Source organism: Alloprevotella sp. oral taxon 473 str. F0040, assembly GCF_000318095.2.
GTDB lineage: Bacteria > Bacteroidota > Bacteroidia > Bacteroidales > Bacteroidaceae > Alloprevotella.
This window is the reverse complement of record NZ_KB290706.1, coordinates 66081-83391: the sequence shown is the minus strand read 5'-3', so window position 1 is coordinate 83391 and position 17311 is coordinate 66081. Positions and strand designations below refer to the sequence as shown.

Here is a 17311-nt window from a genome sequence, read left to right as displayed (position 1 = left end):
GAGGCATATCCACGCAAACTTGTTGCATTTTTCTCCATTATCATGAATATACTTATGATTTATTCGGGAGATTATCCAGAGAAACACCCTCTTTTCGTCCTACTCGCGCGGTGGAAGTTGCGAACTACAACACTTCACCTTATACTTTTTGCTAAAATTAGTGGACATTTCCACTACAAAGTCACACAATTCTAGTTGATATTTCCTCTATTCTATAGAAAATCACGGAAATTTGCGGAAAAAAGTTTGGCATTCTCGAACAAATCGCATATATTTGCCGTTACACATCCTTGAAGTTTTTACCACCTAAAGCGATTGTAACCATGAAAGATTTGTCCAACGCACTACAGAATATTCAATTTGACGATCTCCGCCCCTATGCCAAGGAGATTGCTATGCGCGGTGACGACTTGCTCATCGTGGAAAAACTCAGTGAAGTAGACCTTTCGCAGGTGGCCATCCAAACCTCTTTTTTCACCATTGCCGTTTGCACCAAAGGCGAAGCCAACTTCATGCTCAACGGCAAGGAATGTCGCGTGCAGGAAGGCGACCTCTTCGTCACCTTTGGCCGACAAACCATCGACCACTTCCAGCGTAGCGATAACTTCCAAGGCATTGCCCTCTTCCAGAGTCAGGAGTTCGTGCAAGAGTCGCTCATGACAATGCGCTATCTTTGGCCCTATCTCATCTATCTCATGCGCCATCCTGTCATGTCGCTCACCGACGATGAGCGCGCCATCGTGCGCAGAGACTACCAGATGCTCAAGCACCGAATGTCTTCGACCCATGAAGTGCTCCGCCAAGAACTGGTGCAGTCCATCCTGCAAGTGTTTTATCTCGATGTCTGCCGCATGATGGAGCAGCGTGCTCCACGTGGCGAACACTACAACGCTCGCACCTACAATCTCTTCTATCACTTCATGCAGCTCCTCGCCTCCAACTACATGGACGAGCGCGAAGTAGCTTGGTATGCCGATGCTTTGTCATTGACCCCTAAATATCTCTCGGAAGTGGTAAAGACCGTGAGCGGGCGCACCGTCGGACAGTGGATTTCGCTCATGGTGGTCATGGAGATCAAATCGCTCCTGCGCAACACCGACATGAGTGTCAAACAGATAGCCCAGCAACTCAACTTCACCACCCAGAGTTTCATGGGACGTTATTTCAAAAACGTCACCGGACTCTCTCCACTCGACTACCGAAAACGCTTCTCACGCTAACCTCAGCACAGAACATCCCTACGAGAGGCACATTGGCCTCCTCCATCATATCTCCGCACACCAAGGGCGAGATGTCCACCATTGTTTCACTTTTTCAGGCTTTACACTTATGTTGACCATTCACAACGCTCACCTCAAAGCCAGCATCTCCACACTAGGTGCAGAGATGCACGCACTCACCGTCATCGACAGTGGGAGATCCATCATTTGGCATGGCGACGAAACCTTCTGGCGTGGCCACTCCCCCATCCTTTTCCCCCTCGTGGGCAGCGCGTGGAACGGCACACTCCGCCACGAAGGCCGAGAATATCACCTGCCCAAACATGGCATTGTGCGCCAACGCGAATGGCATGTCGTGGAGCATCGCTCCGACAGCGTGACCCTCGCCATCGAAAACCTCCCCGAAGACTTGGAGCAATTCCCCTGGCCTTTCCGCCTCGAAGTCACCTATTCGCTCCATCATCGCACCCTCCATGTGGACTTCAATGTCAAGAACCTTTCTACTCGTTCTACGATGTGGTTCCAAATCGGTGGACACCCTTCCATCATGCTCCCCACTCCCTTGAGAGCAGAGGGCCATCAACTCACACAGGAGGTCAATCCTTTCTCCCTCGTGCCCTCGCCTGCCTCCGTCGACAACAAGCCTGTGGGCTACCTGCGCTTTGAAGGCACGCCACACAGTCTGCTGCGCGCCTCAACACAAGGCTGCACCGAACCGCAACGCGTGCACATCCCTTGGAACAAAGATGCTGCCACCTCTAAAGCTTTGGCCAGCAATCACCACTTCAATGCGCTCGTGCCGCTCACCATCGACACCTTTGCCCATGAGGCTTTGATTTTCGACCAGCATCAAGTCACAGCGATTCACGTGCTCGATGCCAAGGAGCAACGCATTGCACGTGTCGTTTCGTCCGCTCCCGCCTGGTTGGTGTGGGCTCCCACCAACCTGCCTTCGCCCTTCATCTGCTGCGAACCTTGGTATGGCCTGCCCGACCAACAAGGTTTCTTAGGCGACTGGCAAGACCGTCCGCACGTGCAGCACGCGAGTCCTGGCACCACTTGGCACGGCTGGTACAACATTGAGGTGTAAATCTCTATTGAGATGTAAATCCCTATTGAGGCGTAAATCCCTCTACTCCCCACAAAGTGTCCCTCGCTTATCCTCTTTCCAGAGCGATGAGCAAGGGACACTTTTCTTTTTCATAACGAGCAAAGGGGGTATCTTCCCTAATGGGGGAAGACACCAACAAAAAACTTACTCTAAGATATGAAGAATAGCAAGAACTCACAGAGCATATACACAAGCCAGTGAAGTTTAAGTGCTACCCCCTTTTGCTAGAGTGCGTTTAAAAGTTTCTTTTTACGAAAAAAGAATGACATCTATAGAGAGATTAGTTTTATTTGATTGTGAACTTTTTCGTACTGTTCCATGTAAATCATATCCATAAGAACCAATAAAGTAAACCAAGTGGCGTAACTTGCATCTCCCACCTCTTTTATCTTTTGCGGATTCATCGCATTGCCTTGATATGAGAGCACATTGTGAGCACAACGATTTCGATGTATATACAGGCTTTTATATTCTTCATCATTGAGAGGGTTTCCTAAAAGACTATCTCCCGCCCACCTCTTTATGGCAAATAGCTCTTTGATTTTGAGATCTCTCAATTCTCGAGGTAGCCATACCTTGAGAATGCTTTCCTCAAGAATTTTGTTTTTGAAATCTTCTAGTTGAGTTAGTAGCTCTCCCTTTCTTTGGTCATCAATTTTTCCTACATGTTCCACAAGAACCTTATAGACATAATTCTTGCTTTTATATGTAGAGTATTCTCCTTGTCTGGAATTGTCACGCAAAAAATTTCCACGATACTCAAAGTCATGGGTAGCAATGTCCCATAAAATACACTTCGCTTTTTGCTCCATACACCCTGTTAACTTCATGAAGAGAGTCTGTAAGACATATTCTTTCATGATATAATTACACATCTGCCCCTTATATAAATCCAGAGGTCGCAATGTCTGTTCTATAAGGGAGGAGAGAGGAGTAAGAATAAATTCCTTATGCTTCATCGTTGGAATTTGTTAGATCAGATGCATATGTTCTATAGATATCTATAGATGACTGAATACGGGAACGAAGGTATTTAAGGGCTGACGGAGATTTAGAATGCATGTAATTTCCCTTGAATCCTTGTATCTTTTCTTTAATTTCAGACTGTAATTCTTCTGTTATAGATACCTTTTTGTTTTTAGCTATAATGAAGTAAATAGCCCCAAATAAATAAACATCAGCATCAATAATGGAAGCAAAGCCTTTGGAAAAACAATCTGCTTTTAGAAACTCTTCAAGCCTATCATACCGATCTTGATTATCTTTAGATAATAACGGGGTAAACATAGTACCTTGTTTGTTAACCTCAGCTAGGATATAAGACTCGTAGTACGTTTCCATTTTAGTTTTGTAGTATTGCGCAAGTCTGCCAGTTTCTCCATTCTTCTTGTATTGAGACAGTAATGATAGGTATCGTACAAAATCAATAGGGAAATTATTGATAGTTACGCCGTTTGCAAATCGTGGAGAGAACCATTTGTCAAAGTCTTCTTTCAGGAAATATAGCGATTTACGACTCTCTAGACGCGTGAGTGATTTACCCTTAATATTAATATTGCGAAATACTGAAGAGTATAGCTTCTGTTGTTCTTCCCTTTCGTCGCTGATGGGAATTATAAGAGAGAAACCAATATAGGAGTCCTTCCAAAAGTTACTGTCTAAATCATAGTTTTTAGTTTTGTATTTGTCTTTTTCTATCTTCTCGAGTATACTCTGTTTATCCTGTCCTACTTTAGTAAAGTAATTGAATTGCCATTCGAGAGGCATGATATCCTCATCTTCTTCGGCTATATCATCATTATCATTAGCTGTACCTTGATACTCCGACATAGAAAATTTGAACTTCTCTTTCTTAGGAAACAATCCTAAATAGGCAATAAGAATGGCTGAAAGTCGCTGCTGTCCATCTAAGATATAGTTAGTCTTACCATCGTAATTCCCGATAGTTATCGGTGGAATAAACAATCCATCTTTTAGGCTGGTGATGAGTTCCCTTACATCTTCTTCTGACCAGACAAAGGCTCGTTGATAATCGGGTAAAATGATTTCTTTAGTGAGGATTAATTTAATCCATTGCTCAAGAGAGTATTCACCATAGAAGTTTCTGCTACCTTTTGCAGTGTTCTTGCTCATAAACTTTTCTATTATGTATAGTTTGGTTGTTTTTCAATTATTCGGACTAACTCTTCCTCAACCTCTTCGATACTGGGAAGCGTTGAGCGAAGATTATCGGGAATAGCCCTTGAGAGTTGGTAGTCACTCACACCGATTGGCTGATCGTAGCCAGAGAGGGCATATTGCGCTACCACCTTATCGCCACCATTGCAGAGGAGCAAGCCGATGGTCTTGTTGTCGTGTTCGCCACGTAGCGTATCATCTACTACATTGATGTAGAAATTGAGTTGTCCCATATATTCAGGCTTGAAAGATGTGGCTTTGAGTTCAACAACCACATAGGCGTGCAGTTGGATATTGTAGAGAATGAGGTCGGCATAGAAATCAGAATCCCCGACTTCAAAGTGTTTCTGTTGCGCCACAAATGCAAAGCCACTGCCCATTTCAAGCAGATACTTTGTGATGCTCTGCACGAGTTGTTGTTCAATATCTCGCTCATTCATCGCTTCCGTTTGCCCCATCATATCAAAGATATAAGGGTCCTTCATTAGATAGTTGGCGAGGTCGCTTTGCGGTTTGGGCAATCGTGCAGAGAAGTTACTCACTTTCTTTGCCGTAATCTGCCGCGTAAAAAGATTGGTCTCAATCTGCATTTGCAGAACATTCCTACTCCAGCCATTCGCCACAGCTTGTGTGATATACCAATAGCGTTCTCCAAGAGGAAGTTTGCTATTCATTAAAATCACATGGCTCGCCCAGTTGGTGCGAACTATGGGGGACTGCTTGAAGCCTTCTTCTATCTTTCTAATGTCGCTATGATAGATAGCCGACAGCATTTCAGAGACCTCTCCTAATTGTGCAACAGGTTGTTGCGTGAATGTATCCGATTGACTATCTGCGGCTTGAATTAGTGCAACAGGTTGTTGCACTAATTGATTGAGTTCTTCTGTTTGGTTCAAAACATGCTCCAACGTAGGATTTTGGAGCAAGCTATCAACCTCAACTATCTTGTTCAGTACTTCCAGCGGATAAGCACTAGCAAACTGGCACATATAGAAGATGTTTCTGCGAGAATAACCCTTCTTGTCTGGAAATTTAGAGCGTATAGCCTTGGAAAGATTATCTATAACTTTGCTTCCCCAACCTTCTTTCTTTTGAAGGTAGAGAATGAAATGTCCTATCTTCCAATAGTGGAAAAGCATATCAGCATTGGCACTACTAGCCATGCGCACTTGCGTTTGCTCAATATCTATTCCGATGGCTTGTACTATGGGAGCGAAATCTTTCTGGTTAAAGGCTTGTATCTCTTGTTTCATGTAGTATCACTGCTATAATTGATTGAACTTTCTCATAGCACCTGCTTTGATATCGTCTGCAATATCTATGTAAGGCGTCTTCTAAAGCAAAGACAATATCACGCTTGAAATTCAAGCGTTTGAGAGTTACAACTTATGCGCACAAATTTACACATAAATTTTTATTTTCCAGAATTTTCGTTGCGACATCTACATATTTCATAGGAGAGGACGCTCCATCTTTCTCAAGCAAATCACATCAGTCCTAGTTCCATCCTTGTTTTTTCTCCGACATTTCTTAAAAAATCTCCCACATTTTCCCAAATATCTCCGACTTCTTCCAGAAAAGCTCCGACATTTCTAGAGAAAGGTCCGACTTTCTTCCGAACAACTCGGACATTTTCCTCTATATCCCAGCACTTGCGGCTTCACACTCCCCATTGTCCACCACTGGCCGACCACATCGAAGGACAATCTACCGCCAACCCAGAGCACGCGCAAGGCGACTTCTTTGGAAACCCAAGCTCTGTTTTCTACCTCTTTTGTAAAACCCACCTTTCAAACCTTGTCTACAAAACATAAAATCACACACACTTTCCACCGAAAAGGTGAACAAAAAGGCGGATTTCACCCTTCTCATCCATTTTTTTGCAGTAAAACCTGAAAAAAGGAGGAATTTTATTTCTCAAACCCTAGGATTTTCCTTAACTTTGGGGTGAGAATCGATGGCAGACCATGAGAAAAGCACCCACGCTTTTCTAGGCTTTTGTCATTAGCTCCACCTTTGTCTACCCTACACTATACCATAATATACAGCCTATGTCATTCCTGAAGTTCGACAAAACGCAGATGACCAACCTGCAAGACTCCCTCATGAAGGAGTTTCTGCTCACCAACAAATCTGGTGCTTACTGCTCTTCCACCCTCGTGGGCTGCAACATCCGCAAATATCACGGCCTTTTTGTCGTGCCTGTACCTGAACTCGACGATGAAAACCACGTGCTCCTCTCTTCATTAGACGAAACCGTCATCCAGCACGGTGCAGAGTTCAACCTTGGTCTTCACAAGTTTACCGGCGAAAACTACAGTCCTAAGGGACACAAATACATCCTTAGTTTTGAGTGGGACAAAGTCCCCACATGGGTCTATCGCATCGGCGGTGTGCTCCTCAAGAAGGAAATCATCTTCCGCACCGAGCGCGACCGCCTCTTCATCCGCTACACCCTGCTCGAAGCGCACTCTCCCACCACGCTCCGCCTGCATCCCTACTTGGCCTTCCGCTCTGTGCGACAATGGACCCACGAGAATGGCCGTGCCAACACGCACGCTGAGTCCGTGGAACAGGGCATCAGCATGCGCCTCTACGACGGATATCCCGAGCTCTTCATGCAGCTCGACAGCCCCCATGCCCACTATGTGCACCGCCCAGACTGGTATCGCGGATTTGACTATCCCAAAGAGCGCGAACGTGGCTACGGCGAAACGGAAGACCTCCTCGTGCCAGGCTATTTTGAAATGCCCATCGAGAAGGGAGAAAGCATCGTTTTCACCGCTTCTCTCGCTGCACGCGACCCCAAATCTTTGCAACCTCTCATCGAAAGCGAGATTGTCAATCACGACTCTCGCGACTCCTTCTATCACTGCTTGGTCAATGCTGCCCACCAATTCCGCCAACAGCTCGGAGGCGAAGAATACCTCGTGGCAGGCTATCCTTGGTTCAAAGCCCGTGCTCGCGACACCTTCATCTCCATGCCTGGCCTCACACTGGCCATCGGTGAGACGGAGCAGTTTGAGAAATACATGGACACCGCGGCCAAAGCCCTCAACGACTTCATGGACGGTCGCGACATCTCGGTGCAACTCTACGAAGTGGAACAGCCCGACACCCTGCTCTGGGCCATGTGGTGCTTGCAGCAATATGCCAAATTTGTGGGACGTCAGCAATGTTTCTCTCGCTATGGTGACCTCATCCATCGCATGATGTCGTTCATTTTTGAAGGCAAACACCCCAACCTCTTCGCCCACAACAACGGACTCCTCTACAGCAATGGCCGCGACAAGGCCGTGACGTGGATGAACTCTCAGGCTTACGGCCGTCCCATCATCCCTCGTTCGGGCTACATCGTGGAGTTCAACGCCCTCTACTACAACGCCAAGAAGTTTTATCAACTAATGCTGGTGGACAGCGACCAAGCCATGCACCACGTGGTGGCAGAGCGCATCGAAGAAGAATGCAAACTCTTCGAGACCAACTTCCGTAGCACCTTCCTCAATGAGCATGGCTATCTCTTCGACTATGTCGATGGACAAGCCAACGACTGGTCGGTGCGCCCCAACCAGCTCTTGGCCATTGCCCTCGATTTCTCACCTCTCACCCTCAAAGAGCGCAAAGGCGTGCTCGATATCTGCACCCGCGAACTCAAAACGCCCAAGGGCATCCGTTCGCTCTCGCCCAAGAGTGGCGGCTACACCCCCTACTATGCGGGGCATCAGCAGCAACGCGACTATGCCTATCACCAAGGCACCGCGTGGCCCTGGCTCACAGGCTTCTATCTCGAGGCTTATCTGCGTGTCTACAAGATGAGTGGAGTGAACTATATTGAGCGACAACTCATCGGATTTGAAGAAGAGCTCTTCTACCACTGCGTGGGCACCATCCCCGAACTCTTCGACGGCAATCCGCCCTTCTCAGGACGTGGTGCCATCTCCTTCGCCATGAATGTGAGCGGCATCCTCCGTGCCATCCGCCTCCTCGAGAAGCATCGCGCCGAAGCATAATCTTTTATCTATCCTATATTAACGAGCATCGATATGAAAGTACTCATGTTTGGTTGGGAATTTCCTCCCCACATCCTAGGCGGACTCGGCACAGCGTCCTACGGCATCACAGCTGGCATGGCGCAACAGCCCGACATGGACATCACCTTCTGCATACCTAAGCCTTGGGGCGACGAAGATAAAAGTTTTATGAACCTCATCGGCCTGAGCGAAACGCCCATCGTGTGGCGCGATGTGGACTACGACTACGTCAAACAACGCCTGGGCACGCGCATGACGCCCGAACAATACTACGCCCTTCGCGACAACATCTACGCCGATTTCTCCTATCGTCAAACCAACGACTTGGGCTGCATCGAGTTTTCGGGCAAATACCCCGACAACTTGCAGGAAGAAATCAATAACTACTCCATCGTGGCAGGTGTCATCGCCCGACAACAGCAATATGACATCATCCATGCCCACGACTGGCTCACCTATCCTGCTGGCATTCACGCCAAGCAAGTGAGCGGACGCCCCTTGGTGATCCACGTGCACGCCACGGATTTCGACCGATCTCGCGGACAAGTGAACCCCACCGTCTATGCCATCGAGAAAGACGGTATGGACCATGCCGACTGCATCATGTGCGTTTCAGAACTCACGCGCCAGACAGTGATCAACCACTACCACCAAGATCCCGCCAAATGCGTGGCCATGCACAATGCCGTCTATCCTCTGCCCCAAGACATCCAAGCGATTGTGAATCAACGCAAGCCGCACCACGAGCGCAAAGAGAAGGTGGTCACCTTCCTCGGCCGCATCACCATGCAGAAAGGCCCAGAATATTTCGTAGAAGCCGCTGCTCTCGTGCTCAAACGCACCCGAAACATCCGTTTCTGCTTCGCTGGTTCGGGCGATATGATGGAGGCGATGATCACTCTTGCCGCACAACGCGGCATCGCCGACCGTTTCCACTTCCCTGGATTCATGAAGGGCAAGGAGGTCTATGAGATCTTCCGCGACTCCGATGTCTATGTCATGCCCTCGGTGTCTGAACCTTTCGGCATCTCTCCTCTCGAAGCCATGCAATGTGGCGTGCCTAGCATCATCTCTTATCAGAGTGGCTGTGCCGAAATCCTCGACAAGTGCATCAAAACCGACTATTGGGACATCGAAGCTATGGCCGATGCCATGTATTCCATCTGCACCAACGACGGACTCTTCGAATACCTCCAAACCGAAGGTAAGAAGGAGGTGGACGAAATCACCTGGGAAAAGGTGGGACTTCGCATCCGTCGCTGCTATGATGAGGTGCTAGCGCGCTACAAATAAAGCGATTGCCCTCTCCCCACATCCACAACCCCTCTCCCCCATTCACGCACATTAAACCTCTCTCTCATGAAGACAGTTTGCCTATACTTCGAGATTCACCAGAATATCCACCTCAAACGCTATCGCTTCTTCGACATCGGCACAGACCACTACTACTACGATGACTACGAAAACGAGCGTTCCATCTCCGAAACGGCCGAGCACTCCTACATCCCTGCGCTCAAAGCTCTCATCGAAATGGCGCACCGCTATGGCGACTATTTCAAGTGCGCTTTCTCCCTCTCTGGCACGGCCATCGAACTCCTCGAACAATATAGCCCCGAGGTGCTCGAACTCCTCGACGAACTCAACCAAACGGGTTGCGTGGAATTCCTGGCTGAGCCCTACAGCCACGGCTTCTCCTCCATAAAATGCCCAGAGTGCTTCCGCCAAGAAGTGGAGCGCGTGAGCAAGAAAATCAAGAGCCTCTTCGGCAAAGCTCCCAAGGTGCTCCGCAACTCTTGCCTCATGTATTCTGACGACATCGGCGAACTCGTGGCAGACATGGGCTTCAAAGGCATGCTCGCCGAAGGTGCGAAGCAGACCCTCGGATGGAAGAGTCCGCACTTTGTCTATCACTGCTGCCGCAATCCCAAGCTCAAGCTCCTCCTCCGCGATCCCGCTCTCTCCGAAGACATCAGCTACCGCTTCAACGACCACTCTTGGAGCGAATATCCCCTCTTTGCCGAAACCTATGCCGACTGGATTGCTCAGCAACCTGCCGACGAACCCGTGGTGAACCTCTTCATGGAGCTTTGCGCCTTGGGCATGTTCCAACCGCTCTCCAGCAACATCCTCGAGTTCTTCAAAGCCCTCCCCGAACAACTCCGTCAGCGCGGCATCACCTTCTCCACACCTTCCGAGATTTGCAACAACGTGAAGAGCGTAGGTCCCTTGATGGTGGAATATCCCACCACGTGGGTGGACGAAGAGCGCGACCTCTCACCATGGCTCGGCAATGTGATGCAACAAGAAGCCCTCGACAAACTCTACTCTGTGGCTGATCGCGTGCGCATCGCTGGAGACAAGCGTTTGCTCCAAGACTGGGATTATCTCCAAGCTTCTAACAATCTCCGCTTTATTTCGACAAAAGCCAACAGCTATGGCGGTTATCGCGGCATCTACTCCTCGCCCTACGATGCATTCACCAACTATATGAACATCCTCGGCGACTTTATCACACGTGTCAACAATCTTTATCCTCAAGAAATCGAAAATGATGAGTTGAACGCACTCTTGACCACCATCAAAAATCAGGGTGACGAACTCGCCATTCGCGACAAGGAGATTGCCAAGTTGAAGAATCTCATCGGCCGCCTCGAAAAGCAAACCGGAACTACTACTAAGTCCACCACTGCGACCTCGAAAAAATCGGCCACCACGACGAAGAAGGCGACCACCACTGCGAGCAAATCTACTACTGCCAAGAAAGCGGCGACTACCTCTGCCAAGAAGACCACCGCTAAATCCAAGGCTACCCCAAAAAAGGCCGAAGTAGAAGCTCCCAAAGTGGAAGCTCCTGCGCCTAAAGTGGAAGGAGCGAAATAAATAGCACTCGTTTTTTCTTTCATATATTTGTTTAAGGTTTAGTTCGCTCCACCTTTCTTTCGCGCTATCCCCATAGCTCCCGAAAGAAGGTGGAGTTTTTTGGTGTTCATTTCCTCAAGACATCCCAGCACCACGCCTTTGCCTTGTGGAGAGATTCCCTCCTTTCCTCCACGCTCTTCGACACACCTCCATCCTTCAACACAGCCCTTTTACAAAAACTCCTTTTTCCCTCCAAAAACCCTTGCAGAGATTTGCGTATTACACGACAATACGCTACATTTGCAAACCGATATTTCCTCTTTTTGTTGCACCTCGAAACACTACAACAAGGGAGCATTAAACCTATTACTTCACCAACCCTCATCCATGAAATTCCGCCATCTTTTGCCCTTCCTCTGCAGTTGGTTTGTACTCGTAGGATTTTGCATTAAAACTCAAGCTCAAAATTTCGTTTCATCTTCCCCTAATGCACCTACACTCTCTCAAAATGCCTCGGCCAACATAGCCCAACTCCATGTCGATCTGTCCGACACACTCACCCTCAAAGACGTGCACGCTGCCCAAAAAACCTGGAGACGCTCCAAAATCCCCCTCACCTCCGCCGCCTCTCCTGCTCTCAACCACTCCGACTCTGCGAAGTTTAGAGGAAGAGGCAACTCAAGTTGGGTCATCAGCGACAAGAAACCCTATCGCTTCAAGCTCGACAAGAGCCATGCCCTCCTAGGCGGAGCGAAAGGTAAGGCGTGGGTACTCCTCTCCCAGCCCATGCTCGGTTCGCTTCTCACCAATCCCATCGGATTTCGTGCCGCACAACTCGTGGGCACGGTCGCAGCCAATCACGTGCTGCCCGTAGAACTATACGTAAATCAGGAATATCGCGGCCTCTATCTCCTCACCGAACAGGTGGATGCTGCCTCTAACAGCGTGAAACTCAAAGACGAAAGCAAGGGTGCGCTCCTCGAACTCGATGACTACGACGGAACTTACAAAGACGACAACTTCCGTTTGCCCGTGAGTGTCAAATCGCCCGAAGCCAAAGACTACATCAAGGCGTATGGCAAAGAGGCGGAAAAGACTTTTTCTGCCCAGTTGCACTCCGAAGTAAACCGTTTCACCGCCGCTGTCAAAGAGGGGAAAGCGGAAGAGGTGATGGATATCGAAGCCTTTGCGCGCTATTTCTTTGTCAATGCTTTGTGCGACAACCGCGAACTTCGCCATCCCAAGAGCACCTTCGTGCACAGAGCCGACATCTTCTCGCCTTCCTCCCTCTGGACCTTCGGACCCGTGTGGGATGTAGACTGGGCGTTTGGCTACGAAGGCACTTTTCAATACCTCGGCACGCCAGCCGATTCGACTTATCTGCTCGGAGCTGGCCCCGACAAAAGCGGTAAGGACTTCTTCCGCGCCATGTTCCTCTCGCAGTCCGTGCGCGATGCCTATCAGCGCGTGTGCCACGAGTTTGTGGAGAAAGGCAAGATCGAACAACTCGCGGCTTACGTCAAGGAGTTTGAAACCTCCGTGCGCACTGCCGCACAACGCGACTGGAAACGATGGTATGCCTACGACCGCTGGGGCAACGTGCGCCCTTATCCCTACGCCACTGCCGTTGCTCGCTGGCACACGTGGCTCCGCGCTCGCGCTGCCTACCTCGTGCAAGAAGCCGACCACTGGCAGCAGACAAAGGGCGTGACCTTTCTCAACGACAACACCATCACGGCCATCCGCGCGCTCCCTTGGGGCACTGCCACTTCTCCCACCGATGCCACGGCGGCTCCCTCACTCTCCTTCCCCACTACCGCTCGCATCTATGACCTCTCAGGCCGTCAGCTCTCTCCCTCCAAATCCGCTCAGCAGTCGTCCGCTACTCCTCGCCTCCTCATCGTCAATGGCAAAAAGGTCATCCGATAATCGAGAGCAATGCTCCGTGATTTTCGATATTCCCTTGCTGTGATAGGATTTTCCTCTTGGTAAATCTCAACAATCTCTTGGTGAATCCAAACCTTCTCTCTGAGCCCCTAAACATCCTCTCAGTGAATCCAAGCACCTTATTCCTCAGTTGAAAGAGAAGGTGATCTCCACTAGCAAACAGACATCTCTCCGCATATATCAAATCCCCTTTTCAGTACAACGACTACAAAGGTTTTTTTTAGGTTAAACAGCCACCCGAAGCGTACCTTTCTCATGGGTAGGTCACAAAAAATCTCCGCACACCACCTCAATGGTTGCGGAGATTTTATCATGATATCAAAGCCTTAGCCCATGAAGAGGGGGTGCTTACTCAATTCTCGTGCAGGATTTATTCAAATCTCCTGCAAAGTTTACTCCATTCTCTTACAGATTTTACTCAATTCTACTGGCATAATTACTCAATTCTCGCAATCCACCCAAATAAAAGTCCGTAAAAGTCAACATATTAGATTCAGCAAGAGTGAAATAAAAGCCTTGCATCCAATCCTACTCTTCCTTTACTCCTTTTTCTTCCAAATGATTCCCGACATTGAAGGAAAGGGAAAGCACCAAAACAATGGCCCCGACATCGTGACACAGCTAAATTTAGCATCACTGATGTAGGGGATAAACATGAGTCACCTCTCATCCCTCACCTCAATGAGGGAGTTGTCGCTGGGGCAAACGTGAGCCACAATAGCCTGCATCTTCTCGAATGTTCATCAGAGTTACCGTTGGTCTGTTGTTTGTGACATGAGATGAAGATGAAAATGAGAGGGCAGCTCAGCAGATGGTAGCTGAGCAGGGAGGGAAATGCCGCTAGTGGGCACAAAAGATGCCCTTGGGCTGAAATATCGCTTTGGGGCAGACAGGGCGGAGACTACTGTGGGTTTTACTCCAAAGGGTGATTAAAACGTAATAGTGCTACTCGTTTCTGAAAGAATCGCTTCCTTTGTGCAATAGGGCATATCACGCAAAAGAAAAGACTTTTTTGATTTCACCAAATTTTTACGGGATTATTCGTGCGCACTGGTGGCTAGACTCTGTGGGGATGGACGGAGTGGATGGGTGAGGATGTACCTAAATCCCAATCGGTCATTAGACCGTTATGGTGCTACTCGTAATGGAAAAGATAACTTCCTGACCTCTTTCATTTTCTTGTTGGCATCTTGTTGCTCGTTCGTTCTCGACGTAGCCCGTTACGCCTTCGAGCTAACGAGCAACAAACTGCTCAACAAACCAATAAAATCTGTTCAGGATCTAATGCCCGATTTGGACTAAAAAAATCGGTGCTGTTGTGGTCAGCTCGGAAAAATGTTGTAAATTTGCAGGGCAGTTGCGCGGTGTCGTTGGAGGCAAACACGCTGATTTCTCGAAAATAAACTGCTCCCCCTCAAGGGATTGCCCAACACTCGATTTATAAACTCTACTCAAGATAATAAAATCATTCGTATGATCAAATCTCAGGACATCAAGAAGGGCGTTTGCATCCGCATGGATGGTAAACTCTACTTCTGCATCGACTTCCTCCACGTGAAGCCCGGTAAGGGTAACACCATCATGCGCACCACCCTCAAGGACGTGGTGAGCGGCCGTGTGCTCGAAAAGCGTTTCAACATCGGTGAATCGCTCGAAGATGTGCGCGTGGAACGTCGTCCTTACCAATATCTCTATCAAGAGGGTGAGGACTTCCTCTTCATGAACCAAGAGACTTTCGACCAAGTGCCCATCGCTCGCGATCTTATCACGGGTGTGGAATACATGAAAGAAGGCGACGTGGTGACTGTGGTGAGCGATGCTTCTACCGAGACTATCCTCTACGCTGAAATGCCTATCAAGGTGGTGCTCAAGATTGACTACACCGAACCTGGTCTCCGCGGCGATACTGCCACCAACACGCTCAAAGATGCTACCCTCGAAACGGGTGCGAAAATCCGCGTGCCTCTCTTCATCGAAACTGGTGAATTGGTGGAAGTGGACACTCGCGATGGCTCTTACCAAAACCGCGTGAAGGCGTAAGGGTCGCAGACCCTTTTATGCTCGGGGTCACGGACCCTTTTATGCTCGCCACAAAGTGGCTCGGGCATTATAGACGTTAGAAACTAGACGTTAGACTTTAGAAGGCTAGCGCGGTTGGACTCTCCTCCGCATGGCTCTAATGTCTAACATCTAAAGTCTAAAAACAACTCCCGATACTTCGCAATGAGGTATCGGGAGTTGTTGTGTTTTATCGTATAATATTCCTCTTAAAACCAGTAATGCCTTGTATTATGGTAATATGCATTATTCAAGTTCTTCTCATTCATTGATTAAGCAGAAACACTATTCTGCACCCTTTCGGGGATAATTTAGTAAAGCAAAGGTCGAAATACACCCTTTCGGGGGCAATATGCTATAAAAGATGTGTGGAAATAGAGGGGAAAATGCGCTATAACGTGGGGAATATGTTCGACGATGTAGGGAAAATGCGGAATGATGCGGAAAAGTTATCTAACAATGTGGGAAAAGATGACACAACTGCAGGGGAGAATTGCTGGAAGAATGCGCAACATTTTTGGAGAAATACAGCCTGAGCTGAGGGAGGGATACAGAAAATGCCCCCGAAAAGGGGGCATTGGCTTTATGGTTTCACTCGAGAGGTAACGGAGGTGTTCGGAGTTCACAAACTAGATGTTTGGAGTTTGAACACAATACTCAAGGTATTATAGGAGCAGAAAGGCTCGGGTATTGAGCACTAAGATACTCGAACTTTGGAACAGTGCGTGTCGCTCTGGTAGTGAAAGGAGAGATTATTTGCGGAGCTTGAGACCGAGTTTGAGACCCTGGTAGTTGCTGAGCAAAGAACTTACGTAACTGAAACGAGAGTCTGCCACGCTGCCGGCGATCTTGCTGGCAGCACCGAGGAGGGAGAGGAGTTTGTCGCTATCGAAAAGGATGCTGATGCCGGAAGCGGTGCGTACGACTTGGGGATGGAAATTCATCAAACCACCGAGGAGGGAGAGGTGGAGCACCTTCTTATTGGGCTCCAGGGTGTAGGTGCCGCCGATGGGCATACCGTTGAGGTTGGCCTCAAAAGTGTGGTCGGCATTGAAGACGAAGGTGGTGCTGCCTTTCTTGAAACCGAAACGGGTGAGGTTTTCATCGAGTTTAGCTTCGAGCACACCAGCTGCTGCCACACCGCCTGCTTGGGCGAGGAAGTTTTGGCTTTCAAAAACGGTGCTTACACCGGTGTATCCCCAACGTCCCACAAGTTCGCGCTCGGTGATGGGTTGGCTACCGAGGACTGAACCGAGGAGATTGTCGAGGATGTTGCCCCCTGCTGCAACGGCTGTGCCAGTGTTGCCAGTGCTGAGAGCTTGATTGAGTGTGGTGCACGAGGTGACACCGAAAAGAAGCAGCGCAGCGGCTGCAATAGTATAAATCTTTTTGGACATAAAAGTTTATGTGTTTATGAATTTCTAGAATACAAGACGCTAATCATTAGAGAGTAGAGGGTCACAGACCTTTTCTGCTCGGCTTCGTCTACACTGCGTTACGCTCGCCTCGAGGATGCTTAGATGCGTTTTAGACGCTAATCATTAGAGAGTAGACGTTAGAGGCTAGACATTAGACGTTGGATGCTAGAGGCTCTAGATGAAAGCAGACATAAAAAATAGACGTAAGAGACTAGTGCTTTACGAGAGTCCATGCTAGTATGAACTAAGGTATAACGTCTAAACTCTAACGTCTATTTTCTAATAACAGCTCTGCCCAAGCCACGAAGTGGCGAGCGAGAAAGGGTCTGCGACCCTCTAACGTCTATTTTCTAATATCAGTTCTGCCCGAGCCACGGAGTGGCGAGCGAGAAAGGGTCTGCGACCCCTCTAACGTCTATCTTCTATTGTACACTGCGCCCGAGCCACGGAGTGGTGAGCGAGAAAGGGTCTGCGACCCCTCTAACGTCT

At 48.6% G+C, this 17311-nt stretch carries 11 protein-coding genes; 7 read left to right on the top strand and 4 right to left on the bottom strand.

The window, feature by feature from the left end:
• The first annotated feature begins 323 nt into the window (after positions 1-323).
• Both HMPREF9999_RS01455 and HMPREF9999_RS01450 read left to right on the top strand, forming a co-directional pair.
• Positions 324-1220, top strand: coding sequence for an AraC family transcriptional regulator (locus HMPREF9999_RS01455; protein ID WP_044062873.1), 897 nt, complete (start codon positions 324-326; stop codon positions 1218-1220).
• 109 nt (positions 1221-1329) lie between these two features.
• Positions 1330-2310: a hypothetical protein gene (locus HMPREF9999_RS01450; protein WP_044062872.1), complete on the top strand. Its 981-nt coding sequence runs from the start codon at positions 1330-1332 to the stop codon at positions 2308-2310.
• A gap of 290 nt (positions 2311-2600) precedes the next feature.
• On the opposite strand, the gene HMPREF9999_RS01445 is transcribed toward HMPREF9999_RS01450, so the two are convergent.
• From HMPREF9999_RS01445 to HMPREF9999_RS01435, 3 genes are read right to left on the bottom strand one after another with little or no spacing between them, the layout of a single operon-like run.
• Positions 2601-3290 carry a hypothetical protein gene (locus tag HMPREF9999_RS01445; protein WP_009436460.1) on the bottom strand — a complete coding sequence of 230 codons (690 nt, stop codon included), beginning with the start codon at positions 3288-3290 and terminating at the stop codon, positions 2601-2603.
• Positions 3280-4464, bottom strand: a complete 1185-nt coding sequence (locus HMPREF9999_RS01440; protein WP_009436459.1) for a DUF262 domain-containing protein — start codon at positions 4462-4464, stop codon at positions 3280-3282. The genes HMPREF9999_RS01445 and HMPREF9999_RS01440 overlap by 11 nt, the downstream gene beginning before the upstream one ends.
• An 11-nt stretch (positions 4465-4475) precedes the next feature.
• A complete protein-coding gene (locus HMPREF9999_RS01435) occupies positions 4476-5762 on the bottom strand; it encodes a YhcG family protein (RefSeq protein ID WP_009436458.1) in 1287 nt (428 codons plus the stop codon).
• A gap of 798 nt (positions 5763-6560) precedes the next feature.
• Between HMPREF9999_RS01435 and HMPREF9999_RS01430 the strand changes: the two genes are divergently transcribed.
• The 5 genes from HMPREF9999_RS01430 to efp all read left to right on the top strand — a co-directional run bounded on the left by HMPREF9999_RS01430 (position 6561) and on the right by efp (position 15386).
• Positions 6561-8519 (top strand): glycogen debranching enzyme N-terminal domain-containing protein, encoded by a 1959-nt coding sequence (locus tag HMPREF9999_RS01430; RefSeq protein WP_044062871.1) that lies wholly within the window; start codon positions 6561-6563, stop codon positions 8517-8519.
• A 33-nt stretch (positions 8520-8552) separates the two neighbouring features.
• Complete coding sequence (locus HMPREF9999_RS01425; protein WP_009436453.1) at positions 8553-9833, top strand: glycosyltransferase; 1281 nt, start codon at positions 8553-8555, stop codon at positions 9831-9833.
• Positions 9834-9899: 66 nt separating this feature from the next.
• Positions 9900-11420 (top strand): glycoside hydrolase family 57 protein, encoded by a 1521-nt coding sequence (locus HMPREF9999_RS01420; protein WP_044062870.1) that lies wholly within the window; start codon positions 9900-9902, stop codon positions 11418-11420.
• A 366-nt stretch (positions 11421-11786) separates the two neighbouring features.
• Positions 11787-13328 (top strand): CotH kinase family protein, encoded by a 1542-nt coding sequence (locus HMPREF9999_RS09820; RefSeq protein WP_009436450.1) that lies wholly within the window; start codon positions 11787-11789, stop codon positions 13326-13328.
• A gap of 1491 nt (positions 13329-14819) precedes the next feature.
• Positions 14820-15386, top strand: coding sequence for an elongation factor P (gene efp, locus HMPREF9999_RS01400; protein WP_009436446.1), 567 nt, complete (start codon positions 14820-14822; stop codon positions 15384-15386).
• 770 nt (positions 15387-16156) lie between these two features.
• Here the strand turns inward: efp and HMPREF9999_RS01395 are convergent.
• A complete protein-coding gene (locus HMPREF9999_RS01395) occupies positions 16157-16801 on the bottom strand; it encodes a lipocalin-like domain-containing protein (protein WP_009436444.1) in 645 nt (214 codons plus the stop codon).
• Positions 16802-17311 lie beyond the last annotated feature (510 nt).

Bases quoted from the DNA above. Each gene is read 5' to 3' on its own strand.
- HMPREF9999_RS09820 (WP_009436450.1), top strand. From the start codon at position 11,787: ATGAAATTCCGCCATCTTTTGCCCTTCCTCTGCAGTTGGTTTGTACTC.
- efp (WP_009436446.1), top strand. From the start codon at position 14,820: ATGATCAAATCTCAGGACATCAAGAAGGGCGTTTGCATCCGCATGGAT.
- HMPREF9999_RS01440 (WP_009436459.1), bottom strand. From the start codon at position 4,464: ATGAGCAAGAACACTGCAAAAGGTAGCAGAAACTTCTATGGTGAATAC.
- HMPREF9999_RS01435 (WP_009436458.1), bottom strand. From the start codon at position 5,762: ATGAAACAAGAGATACAAGCCTTTAACCAGAAAGATTTCGCTCCCATA.
- HMPREF9999_RS01420 (WP_044062870.1), top strand. From the start codon at position 9,900: ATGAAGACAGTTTGCCTATACTTCGAGATTCACCAGAATATCCACCTC.
- HMPREF9999_RS01450 (WP_044062872.1), top strand. From the start codon at position 1,330: ATGTTGACCATTCACAACGCTCACCTCAAAGCCAGCATCTCCACACTA.
- HMPREF9999_RS01455 (WP_044062873.1), top strand. From the start codon at position 324: ATGAAAGATTTGTCCAACGCACTACAGAATATTCAATTTGACGATCTC.
- HMPREF9999_RS01430 (WP_044062871.1), top strand. From the start codon at position 6,561: ATGTCATTCCTGAAGTTCGACAAAACGCAGATGACCAACCTGCAAGAC.
- HMPREF9999_RS01395 (WP_009436444.1), bottom strand. From the start codon at position 16,801: ATGTCCAAAAAGATTTATACTATTGCAGCCGCTGCGCTGCTTCTTTTC.
- HMPREF9999_RS01445 (WP_009436460.1), bottom strand. From the start codon at position 3,290: ATGAAGCATAAGGAATTTATTCTTACTCCTCTCTCCTCCCTTATAGAA.
- HMPREF9999_RS01425 (WP_009436453.1), top strand. From the start codon at position 8,553: ATGAAAGTACTCATGTTTGGTTGGGAATTTCCTCCCCACATCCTAGGC.